This window comes from Cupriavidus sp. 2KB_3, from assembly GCF_052115685.1.
Classification (GTDB): Bacteria; Pseudomonadota; Gammaproteobacteria; order Burkholderiales; family Burkholderiaceae; genus Cupriavidus; species Cupriavidus campinensis.
The window spans coordinates 125,283-145,304 of sequence record NZ_JBFRHD010000009.1 but is presented as its reverse complement, the minus strand read 5'-3'; the positions used below and the strand labels follow the sequence as shown (position 1 = coordinate 145,304).

Below are 20,022 nucleotides of genomic sequence, written 5' to 3'. Positions count from 1 at the left end.
CCCACCATTCCCCCTTGCATACCGGAGCCAAGCCATGAGCCTGCCCAATATCAACCCATCGTTTGAACGCGTGTCGGCCGCCGTCGTGGCCAAGGCCGCGAAATTCCAGCCGGCGATCCTCGCCGATGTGGCGGGCCGCCGTGGCGCGCTGCATGGCCGCATCAAGGCCCTGCGGCCGAGCATGAAGCTGGCCGGTCCGGCCTTCACGGTCGAGGTGCGCCCGGGCGACAACCTGATGATCCACGCCGCGCTGGCGCTGGCCCAGCCGGGCGACGTCCTCGTCATCGATGGCAAGGGCGACCAGACTTCCGCGCTGATGGGCACCATCATGATGAACGCGGCACGCCAGCGCGGCCTGGCCGGCGTGGTCATCGACGGCGCCGTGCGCGACAGCATCGAACTGGAGGCAATGCAGTTTCCTGTCTTCTCCGTGGGCACCAACCCGAACGGCCCGACCAAGGAAGTCGGCGGTCGCATCGGTCACCCGGTCTGCGTTGGTGGCGTGACGGTGTACCCGGGGGACTACGTCTGCGGCGACGCCGATGGCGTCGTGGTGGTCGAACGGGACAAGATCGAGTCTTTGCTCGCCGCCGCTGAACACAAGGAAGCGGCTGAAGCCAAGCGGATCGCGCAGATCCAGGAAGGCAACACGACGGCGCCATGGCTGCTGGCCTCGCTGGTGACCGCAGGCGTGCTCAAGCAGGGAGAAACGCTGTGACGAGCCGGCCCGCCATCATCGTGACGGGCGCGGACCTGGCGCCCGAAGCCCTAGCGATCCTCCATGACTACGCGATCATCTTTGCCGGCAAGACCCCGCAAGCGGCTGACCTCATCGCCCTCGCGCAGCGGCACGACCCGGTTGCCATCATCGTCCGCTACGGTAGCGTGACGGCCGAAGTCATGGATGCCGCCCCGTCGCTGCGGGTGATTGCCAAGCATGGCAGCGGTACGGATACCATCGACAAGGCCGCCGCGGCGGCGCGGGGCGTGGAAGTGCTGGCGGCGGTGGGCGTCAATGCCGCAGCCGTGGCGGAGCATGCGCTGGCACTGATGCTGGCGTGCGCCAAGTCGATCGTGCCGCTCGATGCGCGCATGCACGGCGGGCACTGGGACAAGGCTACCCACAAGAGCGTGGAGCTGGCCGGGCGCACGGTGGGACTGGTCGGGCTGGGCACCATCGGGCTGCGCTTCGCCAGGATGTGCGACGCCATGGACATGCGCGTCATCGGCTTCGATCCATACGCCAGGAACCTGCCGGACTACGTGCAGCCGGTTGGGATCGACGCGATCTGGGCCGAGTCCGACGTGATCTCGCTGCATTGCCCGCTGACGGACGACAATCGCAAGTTGCTGGATGCCGGCGTGCTCGCGCGCTGCAAGCGTGGTGTGATCCTCGTCAATACCGCACGTGGCGGGCTCATCGACGAGCCGGCCTTGCTGGCGGCGGTCCGGTCGGGGCAGGTGGCTGCAGCCGGGCTCGATAGCTTCGCCGCCGAACCGATGACCGCGCCGCATATCTTCCACGGGCAACCGGGCATGATCCTGACGCCGCACATCGGCGGTGTGACGAGTGCGGCCTACGTGAATATGGGCGTGGCGGCGGCGAAGAACGCGCTGGGGGTGCTCAACCGCGAGGGGGAGCCGGCACTGATGAAGGGATAGCGGACGGCCACTTCCGTCCGCAACACGCATGGCGACCCCGCCCGGAGCGGGGCGATCAAAAGAATCAGCAGTTGGAGACACACATGACCACGTAACAACGCGGCGCCGGATGGCTGCCGCAACTGGTACTGGCGGCGCTTGCCGTCCTTCCGATGGGCGCACATGCCGAGACCTGGCCGTCCAAGCCGGTCAAGATCGTCGTGCCGTATCCGCCCGGCGGCGCCGTGGACGCGGTCACGCGCAAGATGGCCCAGCGCCTCACCGAACAGACCGGCCAAAGCGTCTTCGTCGAGAACAAGGCCGGGGCGACGGGCACGATCGGCGCGGTCCAGGTGGCGCGATCGGCGCCGGATGGCTACACGCTGCTGGCCAACGACACCACCTACGCGCTGCTGCCCCACATCTTCAAGAAGCTGCCATTCGACTACGCACAAGACTTGCAGCCGGTTTGCGCCTATGTATTCGCGCCGATGGGCGTCGTCGTCAAGGCGGACAGCAGGTTCAAGACACTGAACGACCTGATTGCCGCCGCGAAAGGCGCCGACAGCAAGATCTCCTATGGATCGGGTGGGCCGGGGTCCACGCCCCATTTCGCCAGCGAGGCGCTGGGGCTGGCGACCGGTGCGCACTTCATGCATGTGCCGTTCAAGGGCGCCGGCGAGGCCACCGTGGCGCTGTTAGGCGGAACGGTGGACTTCCAGATGGCTTCCATCTCCGGTGTGATCGGGCAAGTGCAAGGCAACAAGCTGCGCGTGCTCGCCGTGAGCGGCGACAAGCGCCTGCCGGCGTTGGCCGGTGTTCCCACGTTCGCCGAGGCGGGCGTGCGCGGCTATGGCGTGACGAACTTCACCGGTCTCTGGGCGCCGAAGGGTACGCCGGCCGATGTTCTCGCCCGCCTCCAGAAGGAAGTCGCCACGGCCATGGCGACGCCGGAGATGCGCACCTACGCCGAGAACATCGGGGCCGATGCCGGCTATTGGGACGCCGGGGCCTTCCGCAAGGAGATGGGGGCGCGCACGGCATACTGGGGTAAGGTCGCCAGTGCGACCGGCTTCGAGAAGCAGTGACCGGGCATCGGCGCGCTGCGCAACCCACTTCAGGTAATCGACATGTTCCTCCTCACCCCGCCAACGATCCGCCAGGCAGCGCTGTTCAGCAGCCTGCCGGAGCGCTATCGCAAACGCCGTCAGACCGAATGGTCCGATGCCAACCAGGGGGGGCGGGCGATCGACTCGTTTCTCGAAGGCCCGGTCGTCGACGATGCAGGCAACCTGTATGTGACGGATATTCCCAACGGCCGCATCTTCCGGATCGACAACGGGGGAGAGTGGGACGTGATCGCCGAGTGGGACGGCGAGCCCAATGGCATGAAGTTCATCGGTCCGGACGCGCTGCTGGTCACGGATTACCGCAATGGGCTGATGGTGGTCGAGACGCGCACGGGCGAGGTCCGGCCTTACCTCAGGCGCCGCAACACCGAAAGCTTCAAGGGCGTGAATGACCTGACGCTCGATTCGCATGGCAACGTGTACTTCACGGACCAGGGCCAGACCGGCCTGCACGACCCTACCGGCCGGGTCTACCGGCTGACGCGCGAAGGCCGGCTGGATCTGCTGCTGTCCAACGTGCCGAGTCCGAATGGCATCGTCCTGTCTCCGGATGAGCGCTTCCTGTTCGTTGCCGTGACGCGGGGGAACTGCGTGTGGCGGATGCCGCTGCTGGCGGACGGGAGCGTTTCCAAGGCGGGGCAGTTTTTCACGTCCTATGGCCCCAGCGGACCTGACGGGCTGGCAATGGACCAGTCCGGCCGCCTGTTGGTGGCCAATCCGGGGCTCGCTTACATATGGGTGCTGAATCACCGGGCGGAACCTGTCGAGGTGATTTGTGGCACCCCGGGCCACTCGCTGACCAATGTGGCCTTCGGCGGCCCGGCGGGCAAGACGCTCTACATCACCGACTCCACCGCCGGCGAGATTCTTTGTGTCGAGATGGATGTGGCTGGCGTGCCCGCCCACCGGGCTGCCTAGCGCTTCGCTTGCAGGAACGAGGAGGGCGGCGCGCCCAGCGCCTTGCGGAACATCGTCGAGAACGCGCTAGGGCTGTCGTAGCCGAGATCGAGCGCCACCTCCGTGACGGGCGTGCCGGCCGACAGGCGGGACAGCGCTGCCAACAGGCACGCCTGCTGGCGCCACGCACCGAATGACATCCCGGTTTGCTGTTGGAACAGGCGCGCAAACGTGCGCGGGCTGCAATGCAGTTGCCGCGCCCAGTCGTCGGCGGATGCGCGGATATCCGGGTGCGCCAGCAGTGCCGCGCAGAGCTTGGCTAGCGCCGGGTCGCGCGGCATGGGGGCAAACAGTGGCAAGGTCGGCGCGCGATTCAATTCGAAAAGGATCAGCTGCATCAGTGCCCCTTCGCGGCTGTCCGCCGCGTAGTGCGCGGGCACGTCTGACGAAGCCAGCAGTAAGGCATGCAGTAAGGGGCTGACCACCAGCACCTCGCAGCCCGGACTGCTGCGCGGCGCCGATTCCGGCAGCACGTAGACGCTGCGCGTACTGACACCATTCATGCGGACCCGATGCGGCTTCCCCGCAGGAATCCACACGCCCGTATAAGGCGGCACCACCCATGCACCTTCTTCGGTGCCCACCTCCATCAATCCCGTCATGCCATACAGGAACTGGGCGCGGCGGTGGCTGTGTGTATCGAGCAGCGTGCCGAAGCTGTAATCGGTGCCGATGGCCAGCGCGGCACACGGGCTGGCATCGACGCTGTCGAGCGGAACATTGAGCATGTGGGCGCTGCGGAAACGTTGGCAGAATCTCGAAGATTATTGTCCAAACATCGCAAGTTTGCCAGCGGCATCCGCCGTATCGTCAGGATTCGTTCGATGGGCAACGAGGGTTGACGATGTCGATGTACGCGGTACTCCTGATCTGCGGCGGTCTTGCCGGCGTGACGACGGTGCTGTTCGGGTTTGGCGGTGGCTTTGTCGTGGTACCGCTGCTTTATACGATCCTGACGATGACGCACGCGGCCGGCAGCGCTGTGGCGCAGGCGGCGATGCAGATCGCCGTGGCCACGTCGTCGTGCGTGATGATCTTTGGCGCGTCCATGGCCACGTGGCGCCATCATCGCGCCGGCAATGTGGACTGGCCGCGCATCCGGGCGATGGGCGCCTATATTGCCGTCGGCGCCGTTGTTGGTGCCGCCGCCGCGAGCTCGCTCAGCAGCGATTGGGTGCGGTGGGCGTTCGTCGCCTATCTGGCCACGACGATCCTGGACAGCACGCTGCGCCCCGGATTCATGCGTGCCGGCCCGGGCACCGCGCGGCCGATGACGGCAGCCGCCACGGCCGCCATCGGCGTCGGTATCGGGGCGATTGCCGCCTTCCTGGGGGTGGGCGGTAGCGTGATGACCGTGCCGCTGATGCGCCGGCGCGGGGCCACCATGACGCAGGCGACGGCAATGGCCAACCCGCTGTCATTGCCGATGGCGGTGACGGCCACCGCCACCTACGTCGCGCTGGCCTGGCAGCACGGCGCGACCTTCGGCCCCGGTCACGCCGGCTATGTCGATCTGCTGGCGTTCGTCGTGCTGGCGGCCGGTTCCTGGGCGGGGATCCGGCTGGCGGCGCGGTGGATCGGCCGCATCCCCGACCGCGTCCACGCCGTCACGTATATCGCGCTGCTCGCCCTGGTGCTGGTGACGATGGTGGCGGGCGGCAGCCTGGCGTGACCTGCCAGCCTCAGTTGTCGACGAACGAGACAAAAGCGTCGAGTTCAAGCCGCTGAATCGCCATGTTGTTCTCGGGCACGCTGTTGTCCGCGTAACCCAGTGACATGCCGGCCACCACCATCTCGCAGTCGGGAATACCGAGGCCCTTGCGGAGCACATCGGATTGCAGCGACCAGATCTGCTGTGGGCAGGTATCCAGTCCTTCCGCGCGCGCGGCCAGCATGACGTTCTGGAGGAAGCAGCCGTAGCAGAGGAAACTGGCCCATTCCAGGCAGCGGTCCATCGTGAAGATCAGCCCGACCGGCGCGTCGAAGAAGCGGAACTGGCGTTCCACGTCGCGCCGGCGTCCGGCAATATCGCTCCGGGCCACGCCCTGCGCGTCGCCGAGCATGCCGCGGAACATATTGAAACGCGACGAATACGGCGCCGGCAGATCCTTGGGAAAAAACGGATACTCGTGGGCCAGCGTGTCCGGGCCGGCGCGATAGGCGTCGACCGCGGCGGTGGTAATGCGCTCGCGGGCGTTGCCGGTCAGCACATAGCATTTCCAGGGCTGCGTGTTGCTTGAACTCGGCGCGTACTTCGCCACCGAGAGGATATCCCGCACCGTCCGGAGCGGCACCGGCCGGTCGAGGAACGCACGCTTGCTGCGGCGTCCGCGAATCAGTGTCTCGGTGAACCGGGTCGCCGCCGTGCTCATCTCCGTCTCCATCTCAGCCTCCAATACCATTTCCATCGCTCTGTTCTCCATGTGGGGTCGCGGTGAAAAAATCATAGCCGCGTGGTGGACGCTGAAAAGATGGCGATCTTTGCATGCTTCGTCCGAGAACGTTGAACGATGCACCGCACCGGCGCGCCATGCGTGAAGACGGTGCCGAACTCCGAGGGTTTACCTGTGTAAGCGGGACGAAAAACATGCCGCCTGCACCGCTGCATGGCCGCAATGCACCGCTGGCAAGCGCGCGGCAACGCGTGCATTCCGGCGTCCATATTCATGGACGCAATGTTCCTGAAAGCCGCGCGCACGGCGGAATCCGGATCGCCTATCTTGTCACTCGAGATCCATGCATCGATTGCATGCGACACACGTTGGAGCGAGTGGATGAACCAGTTGAAATGCCTGCCGCAAGAAGAGATTGTCTGGGGACACGACATCCTGGAGGAGGTTGCCGCGTCGCTGGGAGACCGCGGCATCCGCCGCCCGATCACCTTCACGGTCGGGTTCCTCGAATCATTGCATCGTGACATCCTGAAGCCGGGTATCCGGGATGGCGTGGGGTCCTTTATCGACCTGCCACCGCATGTGCCGGACTTCGCCGTGCGCGATGGCCTGCAAGCGTGCCTCACGCGTGACGCGGGGTCCATCGTCGCGCTGGGCGGGGGCTCGGTGCTCGACGCAGCGAAGGCGGTCTCCTACGAGCACTTCAAGCAGACCGGGCGCTACCTGCCCATCGCGGCCTTCCCAACCACCTTGTCCGGCTCCGAATTCTCCCACTACTTCGGTGTGACGGAGACGGACGGTCCGCAGAAATTCAAGCGCAGCTACGCCGTGCGTGAAACGGCACCCAAGATCGTTGCCATCGATCCGCGCCTGGTCATCGATACCCCCCGCGCACTGTTGCTGAGCTCGGCCATCAAGGGTATCGATCACGCCGTGGAAGGGATGCGCAGGGTTGGCGTGGATCATCCGCACGCGATCCTGGCCGCGCGGGGCGTTGAGCGCTTCCTCGCCGTGCTGGAGAAGTGGCCGCCGCAGCTTGAGACACGGGAGGCCATCGCGCGCGGCCTGGTCTCGGCCGACGACCTGCTGCAGCTCCAGCTTGGCGCCTGGCAGTGCTACTTCTATCCCGCGTCGGTCATCTACGGACTGAGCCATCGCATTGGGCACATCCTGGGCGGCACGTTCGGGCTGCCGCACAGCATGACCTCGTGCATCACGCTGGCGCCCGTCATTCGCGCCTGCGCCGATGCCTATGGCGACAAGTTCGGCATCTTCGCTTCTGGCACGGGGCAAGCAACCGCCGCCACTTCACTGGCCAACCGCATTGCGGATGTCGTGCACGCCCTGGCCCTGCCGAGCCGGCTCGCCGCCTTGGATTTCGACCGCGCGAAGCTGTCCGAGGTGGCGGCGCTGCTGAAGCAGAACTATCCCGCCGAGGTCGGTGACCTGGGCGACCACGCAGGACAGAAGCTCGACGCACTGCTGGAGAGCATGTGGTGATGACCCATCCCGACCTTCATCCCGACCTCCATCACCGTGATCTGCTGCAGTCGGCCCGCGCGGCCACGCAACCAGCCGGCCTGCGCAAGTCGCTCGACGCCCTGGCGACGCGGCAGATATCCGCGACGGCGCTGGCGGAGCAGGCGCTCCACGAGGCGGAAGCCTGCAAGCGATCCGTCAATGCGTTCTCGACCATCGACTGGGACCGCGCGCTCAAGGCGGCGGCGGAGAGTGACCGTCGCTACGCCGAGAATCGGCAGCGGCCGCTGGAAGGGCTGCCCATCGCGATCAAGGACCTGATCGACACCAAGGGCATGGAGACCCGCTACGGTTCGGCGGCCTACCTCGGGAACCTGCCCGCCGCCGACGCGGACATCGTGAAGGCGCTGACGGAGCGTGGCGCGATCCTCGTCGGCAAGACCACGACCCATGAGTTCGCGTGGGGTGTGACCACCGCCAGCGCCAGGTTTGGCGATACGCTGAACCCGCTCGACCGCACGCGTATCCCCGGCGGCTCCAGCGGCGGCGCCGCGGCGGCAATTGCCTATGGCGCGGTCATGGCCGGCGTGGGCACCGATACCGGCGGCTCCGTGCGCATTCCCGCCGCGCTGTGCGGCGTGGTCGGCTACAAGCCGACGTTCGATACGTTCTCCACGCGCGGCGTGTTTCCGCTGGCGCCATCGTGCGACCACGTCGGGCTGCTTGGGGCGCAGGTCGACGATGTGTTGTTGCTGGCCGATGCCCTTCACATCGAGGTGCCCGAAAGCGATGCGTGGCTGTCCGCACGCGTCGGCGTGATCCCGGAGATCGCGCCGGTACCGGCGAGCCCGGCGGTCGCCGCGGCATTCGAGCGCGCGATCGAACGACTGGGGCGGGTCTTCGCCTGCGTAAACGTCGACACGTCCGGCCTGTTCGACGGCGTATTCGATGCCTTCGCGAACATCGTGCTGATCGAAGGCGGTATCGAGCACTTCCGGCGCAACGACCGCGACCGCATCGCCACGCACTACAACCCCGAGACCGTGGACCGATTGCGGCGCGCGGAGACGATGGACCTGCGCGGCTACGCGGCGGCCCAGCAGACCCGGCGGCAGTTCACGGCCAGGCTGCGCGAGGCGATGTCGACGGTCGACTACCTCGTGCTGCCGACCTGCCCGTGCGTGGCCCCCCATCTCGGTGCCGCCACCGTGGAGATCGGCGCCTGGTCCGGCACGGTCCGCGAAGCGCTGATGACCTACACCGCGCCGTTCAACATCGCCGGGTTTCCCGCCATCTCGATTCCATTGCCGGCCGGCGATTGCAGTCTTCCTGCGGCATTGCAGGTCGTGGCCAAACCGGGCGACGACGGCGCGCTGCTGCAGATCGCGCAGCAGATGGAACTGCTGCTGCGGGCAGGTACGGCCCACGAGATTTAACCCCTCACAACCAGGAGACAATGATGGACGACTCCGTCAAGCCAGAGCGCGCCGCCCCGGCCAGCGCTTCCCCCGGGCAGACGCCCTACAGCGCGTGGATGCGCACCGACGTGCTGCACTCGCTGCAACACCCGGTCAGCGATCATCCCGGCGAGCATGCATGGATCACGTCGGTGCAGGTGTCCGAGCTTTACTGGATGCTGATCATCAAGGAGCTGCGGATCGCCCAGGCGCAGTTACGGGCCAATGATCTGACGCAGGCCATCAAGACATTGCAGCGCGTGGTCGCCCATCACGAGCCGCTCAACGCCACGTGGCGCTCGCTGGCGTGGATGACGCCTACCGACCTGCTGGCGATCCTGTCGCGCGCGGTGGCGACGTTCGGCAAGGACACCGCGCTCCAGGGCTGGACCTACCGGCAGATGGTCTACCTGCTCGGTATCAAGCAGGTGGAGCACCTGCAGCATTTCGAGCCGCAACCCGCGCGCTGGGACCAGCTCAACACGACGTTGCACCAGCCGAGCGTCTACGACGATGTGCTCGGCTACCTGGACCGCCACGGCTTCCCGGTGCCGGCAGCCGTGTTCCAGCGCGACTTCAGCCAACCCTATACGCCCAGCAAGGACGTCGAGAAGGCCTGGCGCGATGTGTATGCCGACCCGCACCAGCACATCGAACTCCAGCGTCTCGGCGAGACGCTGGCCGATGTCGCCGAGGGTTTCTCTGCCTGGAAGCATTTGCATCTGATGGCCACGCGCCGCACGTTCGGCGCCCGCCCGGCCTACTTCGGCACCGAGGGCGTTGCCTGGCTGGTGCCGACCATGGCGGAGATCCCGTTTCCGGAACTCTGGTCGGCGCGTGGCTTTATCGGTGACCCGCCGGCGGCATGCCCGCACATGCACAAGCAAGGGGGCGCACAGCAATGAACCATACGACATTGACGAGTCTGGCGGCCGGTGCCCGTGCCGCCATTGCCGATCCCGCGCGGATCACTATCGTTGGGGGTGATGCGACGCCGCGCTTCGAGCTCTTTCATGCGGCGAGTTCGCTGTGCTCGCAGAAAGTGCGCACGGTGCTGGCCGAGAAGCGCCTGTCGTACCGCTCGAACGACATGATGATCCTGGGCTCGATGGGGCCGGAGGGCGTCATCCCGGCCGAGCACTACCATCCGCCCTATGTCCGCCTGCGCCTGATCGCCGGGCAGGAGGGGGACAGGGCATTTGTCAGCGGTTACAGCGGGCGTACCTCGGTCGAGACCGAAGGCTTCGATCCGTGCGTGGTGCCGCTGCTGGTGGACTACGAGGCCGGGCGGGTAATCGCCGATTCGAAGCGGATCTGCTGCTACCTGGACGCGGTGTCCCATGACCCGGTAAAACTGGTGCCGGAGGACGCAGTGGCGCGCGCGGCGGTCTTGCGTCAGGTCGATATCGTCGACAGGATCCCGAACGGCACGCTGCTCTATGGCTTTCATCCCGATGCCGATGCGCGGCCCGATGCACTCAAGGCCGGCATGGAACGGGTCTACGACTACAAGATCATGGCGCTCGAAGCGATGATTGCCGCCAATGCGGACGATGCCGCGCTGGTAGCCGCTTATCGCGCCAAGATCGCCAAGGAGCGCGGTGGCAAGTCAGTCCGCCACGACGCGGCGTTCCAGCGGGCTGCGCGCCTTCACGTGGCAAGCCTGCTGGAAGACCTCGAACGGGCGCTGTCCATGTCGTCGGAAACCTATCTCAAGGGCGGCCCGTTCACGCTGGGCGATGTGCTGTGGGGCGTCAACCTGGTGCGGATGGCATACCTCGGGCTGGGGTTGCTGTGGGAGGATCTGCCGAACGTCTCGCGCTATGTGGATCTGCTCGCCAGGCGGCCGTCGCTGTGCAAGGAAGCCATCCAGGCTACGCTCGGCGCGATGCCGCCGTCGTTGTACATGGAAGCGGTGGCGAGCTGCGGTGAGGCCGTGGCGGCTTAGGGTTGCAGCGTTGGAAGCGGGAAGGAAACAGGCGGAGGGTATTGAGAAGGGCGGAGGGCAGAGAAGGGCGGGGACCGCAAGTCCCCGCCCTTTTTTGACATCAAGCGGCCACGGGTTCCTGCGCACAACGCAGCGAGCGCGCCACGCTGGTCACGCGACGGCCCTGGAAGCGAGCCACGGCCAGGTGGTCTTCGTCGGGCTTGTTGGCGTCGAGGTGCGAGACATGGGTCGCGCCGTACGGCGTGCCGGCCTTGAACATCACGGCGTCGGCGTAGCCCAGCGGCACGATGATCAGGCCCAGGTGCGCCATCGGCGTGTAGATCGAGAGCAGCGTCGATTCATTGCCACCGTGACGCGACGACGTCGATCCGAACACAGAGCCGACCTTGCCGTTCAGCTTGCCCTGGAACCACAGGCCGCCGAGGCTGTCGATATAGGCCTTGAGTTCCGTCGAGATCGAGCCGAAACGCGTTGGGGTGCCGAACACGATGGCGTCGGCCCACTCGGCGTCGGCCTCGGTCGGCGCTTCGTAGCGGTCGTTCATTGCGGTGGCGTTCTCGAGCCAGCCCGGCGCCTGGCGCATCACGTCGGGGCCGACCACCTCGCGCGCGCGGCGCAGGCGGACTTCCGCGCCGGCCTCGATGGCGCCGGCTGCCACGGCCTTGGCCAGCAGTTCGGTGGAGCTGTTGCGGGAATAGAAGGCGATCAGTACTTTGGGTTTCTGCATGTCAGGTCCAGACAGGGTGAAGTCGGTCAAACGGAAATGGGTTCGAGTCGGCCAAGCAACTCGTCCTTGCGGTCGGCCAGCCAGGGCGGCAGCTGGAATTCCTCGCCGAAGTGGCCGGGTTCCTCGTCGATCGCGAAGCCGATATCGGTGGTGGCTGCCTCGAACATCACACCGCCCGGCATCTTGAAATACATGGAGCGGAAGTAGTTGCGGTTCACCGACTCCGAGGTGTCGATGTAGCCCAGCGCCATGAACTTTTCCTTGAGGGCCATCTGCTGGTCCATGGTGTCGACGGCAAACGCCACGTGGTGGATCGTGCCTTCGCCATAGACCGAGGAACCCTGGTGGCGATCCGGTTCATGCAGGAACTCGACGACCATGCCGGGGCCGCCGGTGTGCGTCTCGAAGCGGTAGTACGGCCCGGACTGGCCAACCTGGCGGAAGCCGATCGCTTCGCTCATGAAACGGATCGATTCGGCCACCTCGCGCAGCGACAGCGTGATGCTGTGCACGCCGCGAATCGCGAACGCTTCGGGAATATCGCTGGCTACGCAGGCCGGACGCTTATCGAGATCGGTTTCGACCAGGTCGAACTCGATGCCGCAAGGGTGATGGAAACGCTGGCGCCGCTCGTCAAAGCGTGCGGTGATGGCGCTGTCGTAGGCAATGCCCATCGCGTCGAAGCGGGCGCGCCAGAAATCGAGCGAGCCAGTCGGCACCGAATAGTTGATGACCCGGACCTGGCCCGAGCCGGGGCGCGCCGTGACCCCTTTCTGCCGGAACGGGAACGATGTCACCAGGGTACCCGGGTCGCCGTTGGCGTTGCCGTAGTAGAGGTGATAGATCGGGTCCTCGCCGTCCAGAAGAACAGTCTTCTTGACGAGGCTTTGCCCCAGCAGCTTGACGTAAAAATCCACATCCTCCTGCGCGTGTCTCACGCCGGCGGTCAGATGATGAAATCCCTTGATCATCGACATTGTCCTCTCCACTTGAGTATTGATGGTCACGAGACAGCGCGAAGCCGCTCATGTGCAACAGCTTAAGCGTTCAATATCGATTGGGCAGCGGTCAGATCGTGTACGCAAGGTTCGGCAAAACCGAACGATCGGCGTACCAAGGTTTGCCCGGATGCCACCCGGCGCGCCGTGCAGTATGATCGGAGCTCGATACCATACTGACATGACAGCCGTTGCCATCGCGACAGCGGACTGCGCGCCCCCATGCAATGCTGGATCTGAAGGATGTCTATTTCTTCGTGCAGGTCGTTGACCGTGGTGGCTTCACCTCGGCCGGCGAGGTGCTGCGCCTGCCGAAGTCGACGCTGAGCCATCGGGTCAAGGAACTGGAGGCGTCGCTGGGCGTGCGCCTCATTAACCGCACCTCGCGGCAGTTCGCCATGACCGAGGTGGGCCAGGAGTTCTACCAGTACGCGATGAACCTGCTGCGCAGCGCGGAGGTGGCCGAGGAGGCGATGCGCCAGCGGCTGGCGGAACCCAGCGGCGTGATCCGCGTGACCACCGCCGCCGAGATCGCGCAGTTTGCGCTGCGGCACGTGCTGCCCACCTTTCTGTCCGAGAATCCCAAGGTCAAGATCGTGGAGACTGCCACGGACAGGCTGGTGGATATCGTGGGGGAGGGCTTCGACCTTGCGATTCGCGGTCATACGGGCCAACTGCAGGACTCGAACCTGATCCAGCATCCGCTGGCCAAGGCGCCGTGGTACCTGTTCGCGGGGCCGGAATACCTTGAGCGGATGTCCGTGCCGGCAGAGCCGGAAGACCTGATGAGCCATTCGCTCATCGGCATGGTCAGCAAGGGGCCGTTGCAATGGCATTTGCAGGGCCCAGACAAGCGCACCGTAACGGTGCCGATCGATCCGAGATTCCAGAGCAACAGCCTGATTTCACTGAAGGAAGCCGCCTGCGCAAATATCGGCATCGCGGCGTTGCCCGGATACATCTGCCAGACGGAACTGAAGGCCGGGGCGTTGCGGCAGATCTTGCCGCAATGGATCGCCGCCGACGCGCGCATCACCGCCCTGATTCCCTACCGTATCGGCCTGCTGCCGGCGGTGCGCACGATGGTGGACTACCTGGCCGTGGTGCTGCCCAAGGTGACCGCCTTCGACCGCGGTTAGTCGCACGCGGCTTGCGCGAGACCGTCCCGGCGGCGGCAAAGTCCGCAGCCGTTCTGCAAGATCCTTGTCAAACCGCATCCTCAAGCGGCGATGCCGGCCAGCGTTGGATGAGCGGCGCGTGGCTTTTCGCCAACCGCGATCAGTCATCGTTGATCATTCACCGCATCGAATATATGCTGGCAGGCATCCCTCCCAACGCTGGCACGTCGCACGCCCCATGAATCGCAATATCTCCCTGCGTCACCTGCGCTCGTTTGTCGAGGTGGCCAATGCCGGATCGTTCACCACGGCGGCGGCGCGCCTGTTTGTCACGCAGTCGGCGCTGACCGCGACCATCCAGCAGTTCGAGGAATCGGTCGGGCTCAAGTTGTTCGACCGCAATACGCGGCGCGTGGTGATGACGCAGGAGGCGGTCCGTTTCAAGGCCGAGGCCGATCGGATCCTTCGGGATTTCGACAGCGCCATCTCCGACCTGCAATCGTTCGCGGAAAGCCAGAAGGGGCATATCCGCATCGCAGCAGCGGCGTCGGTGATCTACCAGTTCCTGGTCACGGCCGTGGGCAAGTTCCGCCAGCAGTATCCGGGCGTCACGTTCACGCTGCGTGATGCCGGCGCGGAGCAGGTCGAACAGATGGTGATGGATGGTGAACTCGACTTTGCCATCACCAGCCGCCACAAGGGCATCGACGAGCTTTCCTACGTGCCGTTGCTGGAAGACCGCTATGGCGTGGTCTGCCGTGCGGACCATCCGCTTGCCCGGCGTTCGGGGCCCTTGCGGTGGGCGGATCTTGATCCGGAAGGTTTCGTCGCCTTCACGGCCGACACGGGCATCGGCACGTTCCTGCACGAGAACGCGGGACACTGGCCGGTCTTCGGCGGGGAACACGACGAGATTTCGAGCACAACATCCCTGTTCGCAGTGCTCAACGAAGGCGGGCGGTTTTCGATCATCCCGGCCCTGGCGGCCAAGGCGGCGGGCTTCACCGACCTGACCTATCGCGAACTGGCCACGCCGGTGCTATCCCGCGAGATCTGCCTGATCACGCGGCGGCTACGCTCGCTGTCGCCCAGTTCGCAGCGCATGCTGGACGTCATCATGGACACCATCCGTGCGCAGGCGTTGCCCGATGGGGTGTCGATCATCGGCGAGGAACCAGCACCGCGCCGCCCCGAGCGTCACACCACGCGACACACCACGCGCCGGAATGCGGGCTGAAGCGGCCGGCCCCGCGCCCGCGCCGCCCCAGCCCTTCCGGCGCAGCAACCGTCAGTCGAGGCTGATGTGCGCCTCGTCGATGACCTGCTTCCACTTCTTCGTCTCGCTGCGAATCGTGCTGGCCAGGCGCTCCGGCGGGCCGCCGGCGACATCGAAGCCGAGGCTGGTCAGCCGCTCGCGCACGGCCTTGTCCTGCAGTGCCTCGTCGAACGCCTTGTTCAGCCGGGCGACGATGGGTTGTGGCGTGGCGCGTGGCGCCAGGAATGCGTACCAGCCGATCAGTTCATAGCCCGGCACGCCGGCCTCAGCCACCGTCTGCAACTGCGGGGCGTTGGGCGTGGGCTTGGCCGTGGTCACCGCCAGGGCGCGCAGCTTGCCTTCCTTCACGAACGGCATCGCCTCTGGCAGGATCGCAAACATCAGCGAAGTCTGCCCACCGATCAGGTCCGTCAGCGCCGGCGCACCGCCCTTGTAGGGCACATGGTTCATCTGCACGCCCGCCATCCTCTTGTATAGCTCGCCGCCGAGGTGGGCCGGCGTGCCGTTGCCGGACGACGCGTAGCTCGTGCCCGGATGCGCCTTCAGGTAGGCGCCCAGCTCCTGCATGGTCTTGACTGGCACAGATGGATTGACGACGACCAGGCTGGCAAGCGTGGTGGCCAGGATGATCGGCGCGAAATCTTTCTGCGGATCGTAGGGCAGCGTCTTGTACAGGCCGGGGTTGGCGGCCAGCGCGGTGGAGGTGCCGAGGAACAGCGTGTACCCGTCCGCCGGCGACTTGGCGACATAGCTCGCGCCGATATTGCCGCTGGCGCCGGGGCGGTTCTCCACCACCACCGGCTGGCCCATTTCCTCGCCGATCTTCTGGCCGAGCACGCGCGCGAGTACGTCGGTGGAGCCGCCCGCCGGATACGGCACGATGATGCGAACCGGCTTGCTGGGATACGCGGCGATCTCCGCGGGCGTGGCATCGGCCGCGTGGGCCAGGGGCGTCAGCAACAACAGCGCGACGGGCAGGGACAGCGTCTTGAAGATGCAATGCATGACTACCTCTCCACCGGTGCGGCGTGGGTCCGCCCGGATGTTGTGTGGCAAAGGCACCTTCGGGTGCCGGCTCTTGTCTCCTCCGCATGCATGATGCGTGCCGATTCAGGTGGCGTAGCCCTGTTCCCGATCGTACGCGATGCGCTGGATGTCCCGTTCGGTGGCCGGGCCGAAGCCACCACCGCCCGGGGTGCGCAGGATCACTTCGTCACCGGGCTGCAGCGTCTGCGGCTGGCGTGCATCCACGGCCCGCCCGTTGATCAGCACTTCGCCGCAGGCGCCGGCCTCGCCACCGGCGAAACCTGGCGCCGGCACAATCAGCCGTTCCGTCAGGAAGACAATCGACAGGGGCGTTGGGTGACGGCTGACGAAGCACACCTCTTCACCCAGCCCGCCGCGCTGCCGGCCGGCTCCACCCGTCCCCGGGCGCAGCGCCTTGTAGCGAAAGAACAGCGGCGCGTCCCGTTCGGCCACTTCTACCGGCGTCGGCGAGATATTGCTGGGCCAGGACATGACGGATGCGCCATCCTTGCCGGCCGTGGCGCCAAGGCCGCCGTTATAGAAGAGCACCGTGGCAAAGGGGCGGCCATCCTCGCGGGTGCCGCTGAGGTTGGCAATCCACAGTGGCGAGCCGGCGCCGGCCATCACGCGTTCGGGCAGCACCTGCTGCATGGCGCCGAAGATGACGGTGGGCACGTAGTGGCCCGTACATGCGCGGCCGCCTACCGGCGCGGGCGAGCGCGGATTGAGCAGCGAGCCTTCCGGCGCCACGGCGCGGATCGGGCGGAACAGCCCGTCGTTGTTCGGCAGGTCGGGCAGCAGCAGGCATTTGATGGCATAGGCCGTCATCGCGCTGGTATAGGCCAGCACGCAGTTGATGCCGCGCGGCTGTTGCGGCGACGTGCCCGCGAAATCGCACTCGATCTCGCCATGGCCGATGCGCGCCGTGACGGCATAGGTGAAGCGCTCGCCAAAGCCATCGGTCTGCATGGTGTAGCGATATTCCCCCGCTGGCAGTTGCGCAATCGCGTGGCGCATTGCAGCTTCGCTGCGCTCGAACAGGGCCTGCGCCAGATCGTCGATGCCGGGCAGGGCGTACTCGGCCAGGATGTCATGGAGGCGCGCCGCAATCAGCTCCACCGCGCCCACCTGCGACCAGATATCGCCCACGGTCTGCTCGGGCGTGCGCACATTGGTGCGGATCAGCTGCAGCAGCGTGTCGTCCACTTGCCCCTCGCGCATGAGCGGCATCATCGGGATGTGGAAGCCCTCCTCGAACAGCTCGCGCGCATCCACCGAACGGATCTTGCCGCCGATGTCGGGCACGTGACCCGCTGTCGCGGCGAAACCCACCAGGCGCTCGCCATGGAACATCGGCTTGACCAGGCACACGTCGTTGAGGTGCCCCGTGCCGATCCACGGGTTGTTGGTGATGAAGATGTCGCCGGGCCGCATGTTGTCCGCGCCGATCTGCGCGATGGCGGCGCGCACGGTGCGTGGCAGCGTGCCGATGAACGAGGGAATGCTGCCGCTGTTCTCTGCCAGCGCGCGCCCCGCCGAATCGGTGACCACCACCGCGAAGTCGTTGGCCTCGGTGGAGAGGGTGGAGAAGGAGGTGCGCACGATGAGCTTGGCGGCTTCGTTCACCACCGCGCGCACGCGCGTCCAGAACACTTCCAGGAAGATGGGGTCGGCGGCGGAAGCCGCGCCGGGCATGGGGTGGCGGGTCATGCTGCGTGCTCCTCCAGTTCGATGACGAGATTGCCGCTCGCGCCCTGCGTGACGCGGCCCTTCGGTCCCACGACCAGCGTGGAGCCGGCATCCTCGATCAGCAGCGGCCCCTGCGCGCGGAATCCCGCTGGCAGTGTGGCGCGGTCGAAGACCGGCGTGTCGAGGTAGCCATCGGCCTCCCTGAAATAGACCTTGCGCCGGCTGCCGGGGGCGGCGCCCACGCCTTCAGGCAGGGTTTCGGCCACGAAAGCCTGCCGTGGCGGCGCCTCGCCCGTCACGCGCAAGGTCACCAGTTCCACGGGCACATCGGGCGGGGTGCGGCCAAATTTCTCGCGATAGCCGGACTCGAACGCGGCGATCAGGGCGGCGCGCACCACCTCCGCCGGCTGCTTGCCGATGTAGGGGCCATCGGGCAGGCGCACCGACAGGTTGAAGCCTTGCCCGGCGAAGCGGCCATCGGCGTGACGCACCAGCTGTATCGGGCCGAAGCTATCGTCCAGTGGTGCCAGCGCCTCGCGCGATTGCGATTCCAGTTCGGCAAAGGCGGCTTCCAGCCGGTCGAGCGCATCCGTGGCGGGCCGCACGCTTACCGTGCGCGAGCGGTCGGCGCGTGCCGGTGACACCAGCAGGCCGTATGCAGACGCCACGCCAGCGGCGGGCGGACACAGGATGGTCCGCACACCAATCTTCTGGGCAACGTAGTACGCATGCAATGGCCCCCCGCCGCCGGTGCACAGCAGCACGAAGCCGCGCGGATCGCGCCCGCGCTCGGCCACGTGCACGCGCGCGGCGCCGGCCATGTTCTCGGCAACGATGTCATGGATGCCCCAGGCCACGCCGGTGACGTCACGCGCCAGCCGCTCGCCCGCACGGCCAAGCGCTTCGGCGGCGCGGTCCACGCTGATGGCCATCGTGCCGCCCGCGAAGTAATCGGGATTGAGGTAGCCGAGCACGAGATTGGCATCCGTCACGGTCGGATCGGTGCCGCCCAGCCCGTAGCAGGCCGGCCCCGGCTCGGAGCCGGCGCTCTGCGGCCCCACTTTCAGCAGGCCCAGGGCGTCCTGGTGCGCAATGCTGCCGCCACCGGCGCCGATCTCGATCAGGTCGATGGTGGTAATGCGGATTGGCAGGCCGCTGCCTTCGGCAAAACGTTTGCGCCGAGCCGCTTCGAAGCCGAAGGTGATGGCCGGCTTGCCATCCTCCACCAGGCACAGCTTGGCCGTGGTGCCGCCCATGTCGAAGGCCAGCAGGTCTGGCTGTGCATCGCGCAGGCTGTAATGGGCCGCCGAGATCGCGCCGGCCGCGGGGCCAGACTCGAGCAGCTCGATCGGATTGCGCTTGGCCTCGCCGATATGCGCCAGGCCGCCGTTGGACAGCATCATCAGCACGCCAGCGTGCAGACCCAGCGCCTGCAGGCGACCTTCGAGCGCGTCGAGGTAGCGCGTGGCCAGCGGCTTGATATAGGCATTGGCGACGGTGGTGGAATTGCGCTCGAACTCGCGGATGACGGGCGCCACATCGGAAGACAAGGTGACGTGCAGGCCAGGGAAATCACGCTCGATCCAGTCGCGCACCAGCCGCTCGTGCGCCGGCGTGCCGTAGGCGTGCAGCAGGCACACGGCAAGTGAATCGACGCCTTGCTCGACCAGCCGCCCCACTACCGCGCGGACCTCCCCGGCGTCCGGCGCCTCGATCTCGTGGCCTTGTGCATCCATGCGTCCGCGAATCTCGGCGCGCAGCCGGCGCGGCACCAGGGCCGGCGCTGGCTCGATCGTCAGGTCATACAGGTCGTACTTGCGCTCGTGGCCAATCTCCAGCACGTCCCGGAAACCCAAGGTCGTCAGCAAGCCGGTGGTGCTGCCACGGCGTTCAATCAACGCATTGGTGAACAGCGTGGTGGCGTGGACCACGCGGGTGACCCGCCGTGGGTTGATGTTGCGGGTGTGCATCAGCCGGCTGACGCCATCGGCCACGCCCTGCGCCGGGTCACCGTGGGTGGTAAGGACCTTCAGGCTGACGAGCCTGCCCGCGCCGTAGTCCAGTGCGACGACATCCGTAAAGGTGCCGCCAATATCGATGCCAATTGCCCACGTCGTCACAAGGCACTCCCGTCGTCATGAAATCGTCAGACGATGATAGGAATACCGATTGATGATGACCAA

18 protein-coding genes are annotated in these 20,022 nt (G+C 66.3%); 11 read left to right on the top strand and 7 right to left on the bottom strand.

Annotated elements, in window-relative coordinates; all coding sequences use genetic code 11:
- The first annotated feature begins 34 nt into the window (after positions 1-34).
- The 4 genes from AB4120_RS12040 to AB4120_RS12025 all read left to right on the top strand — a co-directional run bounded on the left by AB4120_RS12040 (position 35) and on the right by AB4120_RS12025 (position 3,689).
- Entirely contained in the window at positions 35-718 is a 684-nt protein-coding gene (locus tag AB4120_RS12040) for an RraA family protein (protein WP_441642289.1), read from the top strand.
- Positions 715-1,662, top strand: a complete 948-nt coding sequence (locus AB4120_RS12035; protein ID WP_262389757.1) for an NAD(P)-dependent oxidoreductase — start codon at positions 715-717, stop codon at positions 1,660-1,662. The genes AB4120_RS12040 and AB4120_RS12035 overlap by 4 nt, the downstream gene beginning before the upstream one ends.
- A gap of 152 nt (positions 1,663-1,814) precedes the next feature.
- Positions 1,815-2,729 (top strand): Bug family tripartite tricarboxylate transporter substrate binding protein, encoded by a 915-nt coding sequence (locus AB4120_RS12030; RefSeq protein WP_441642288.1) that lies wholly within the window; start codon positions 1,815-1,817, stop codon positions 2,727-2,729.
- Between the two features lie 42 nt (positions 2,730-2,771).
- A complete protein-coding gene (locus AB4120_RS12025) occupies positions 2,772-3,689 on the top strand; it encodes an SMP-30/gluconolactonase/LRE family protein (RefSeq protein ID WP_149138878.1) in 918 nt (305 codons plus the stop codon).
- Here the strand turns inward: AB4120_RS12025 and AB4120_RS12020 are convergent.
- Positions 3,686-4,456 (bottom strand): AraC family transcriptional regulator, encoded by a 771-nt coding sequence (locus AB4120_RS12020; RefSeq protein WP_149138879.1) that lies wholly within the window; start codon positions 4,454-4,456, stop codon positions 3,686-3,688. The genes AB4120_RS12025 and AB4120_RS12020 overlap by 4 nt on opposite strands.
- A 122-nt stretch (positions 4,457-4,578) precedes the next feature.
- On the opposite strand from AB4120_RS12020, the gene AB4120_RS12015 reads away from it, so the two are divergent.
- On the top strand, positions 4,579-5,400 hold the full coding sequence (locus AB4120_RS12015; RefSeq protein ID WP_149139386.1) for a sulfite exporter TauE/SafE family protein: 822 nt from the start codon (positions 4,579-4,581) through the stop codon (positions 5,398-5,400).
- A gap of 10 nt (positions 5,401-5,410) precedes the next feature.
- Here the strand turns inward: AB4120_RS12015 and AB4120_RS12010 are convergent, their stop codons facing one another.
- Entirely contained in the window at positions 5,411-6,100 is a 690-nt protein-coding gene (locus AB4120_RS12010; RefSeq protein WP_441642309.1) for a nitroreductase, read from the bottom strand.
- Positions 6,101-6,502: 402 nt separating this feature from the next.
- Here AB4120_RS12010 and AB4120_RS12005 point away from each other — a divergent pair, with 402 nt between their 5' ends.
- From AB4120_RS12005 to AB4120_RS11990, 4 genes are read left to right on the top strand one after another with little or no spacing between them, the layout of a single operon-like run.
- The gene (locus tag AB4120_RS12005; protein ID WP_149139388.1) at positions 6,503-7,621 is read left to right on the top strand and encodes an iron-containing alcohol dehydrogenase; all 1,119 of its coding nucleotides are present in this window, start codon (positions 6,503-6,505) and stop codon (positions 7,619-7,621) included.
- On the top strand, positions 7,621-9,036 hold the full coding sequence (locus tag AB4120_RS12000; RefSeq protein WP_149138880.1) for an amidase: 1,416 nt from the start codon (positions 7,621-7,623) through the stop codon (positions 9,034-9,036). Before AB4120_RS12005 ends, AB4120_RS12000 begins: the two co-directional genes overlap by 1 nt.
- 23 nt (positions 9,037-9,059) lie before the next feature.
- Positions 9,060-9,962: a tryptophan 2,3-dioxygenase gene (locus AB4120_RS11995; protein WP_441642308.1), complete on the top strand. Its 903-nt coding sequence runs from the start codon at positions 9,060-9,062 to the stop codon at positions 9,960-9,962.
- Positions 9,959-11,005, top strand: coding sequence for a glutathione S-transferase family protein (locus AB4120_RS11990; RefSeq protein ID WP_441642287.1), 1,047 nt, complete (start codon positions 9,959-9,961; stop codon positions 11,003-11,005). The genes AB4120_RS11995 and AB4120_RS11990 overlap by 4 nt, the downstream gene beginning before the upstream one ends.
- A 100-nt stretch (positions 11,006-11,105) precedes the next feature.
- Here AB4120_RS11990 and wrbA read toward each other — a convergent pair whose 3' ends face one another.
- Together wrbA and AB4120_RS11980 are read right to left on the bottom strand one after the other, a co-directional pair.
- Positions 11,106-11,732, bottom strand: coding sequence for an NAD(P)H:quinone oxidoreductase (wrbA, locus tag AB4120_RS11985; RefSeq protein ID WP_144198590.1), 627 nt, complete (start codon positions 11,730-11,732; stop codon positions 11,106-11,108).
- A gap of 26 nt (positions 11,733-11,758) precedes the next feature.
- Positions 11,759-12,709, bottom strand: a complete 951-nt coding sequence (locus AB4120_RS11980; protein WP_149138881.1) for a ring-cleaving dioxygenase — start codon at positions 12,707-12,709, stop codon at positions 11,759-11,761.
- 248 nt (positions 12,710-12,957) lie between these two features.
- Between AB4120_RS11980 and AB4120_RS11975 the strand changes: the two genes are divergently transcribed.
- Together AB4120_RS11975 and AB4120_RS11970 are read left to right on the top strand one after the other, a co-directional pair.
- Complete coding sequence (locus AB4120_RS11975) at positions 12,958-13,869, top strand: LysR substrate-binding domain-containing protein (RefSeq protein ID WP_149138882.1); 912 nt, start codon at positions 12,958-12,960, stop codon at positions 13,867-13,869.
- 217 nt (positions 13,870-14,086) lie between these two features.
- Complete coding sequence (locus tag AB4120_RS11970) at positions 14,087-15,085, top strand: LysR family transcriptional regulator (protein WP_149138883.1); 999 nt, start codon at positions 14,087-14,089, stop codon at positions 15,083-15,085.
- A 51-nt stretch (positions 15,086-15,136) separates the two neighbouring features.
- On the opposite strand, the gene AB4120_RS11965 is transcribed toward AB4120_RS11970, so the two are convergent.
- The 3 genes from AB4120_RS11965 to AB4120_RS11955 form a co-directional block, all read right to left on the bottom strand.
- Positions 15,137-16,129 carry a Bug family tripartite tricarboxylate transporter substrate binding protein gene (locus AB4120_RS11965; protein WP_262389760.1) on the bottom strand — a complete coding sequence of 331 codons (993 nt, stop codon included), beginning with the start codon at positions 16,127-16,129 and terminating at the stop codon, positions 15,137-15,139.
- A 105-nt stretch (positions 16,130-16,234) separates the two neighbouring features.
- Positions 16,235-17,860, bottom strand: coding sequence for a hydantoinase B/oxoprolinase family protein (locus tag AB4120_RS11960; RefSeq protein ID WP_149138884.1), 1,626 nt, complete (start codon positions 17,858-17,860; stop codon positions 16,235-16,237).
- Complete coding sequence (locus AB4120_RS11955) at positions 17,857-19,959, bottom strand: hydantoinase/oxoprolinase family protein (protein WP_441642286.1); 2,103 nt, start codon at positions 19,957-19,959, stop codon at positions 17,857-17,859. Before AB4120_RS11955 ends, AB4120_RS11960 begins: the two co-directional genes overlap by 4 nt.
- Positions 19,960-20,022 lie beyond the last annotated feature (63 nt).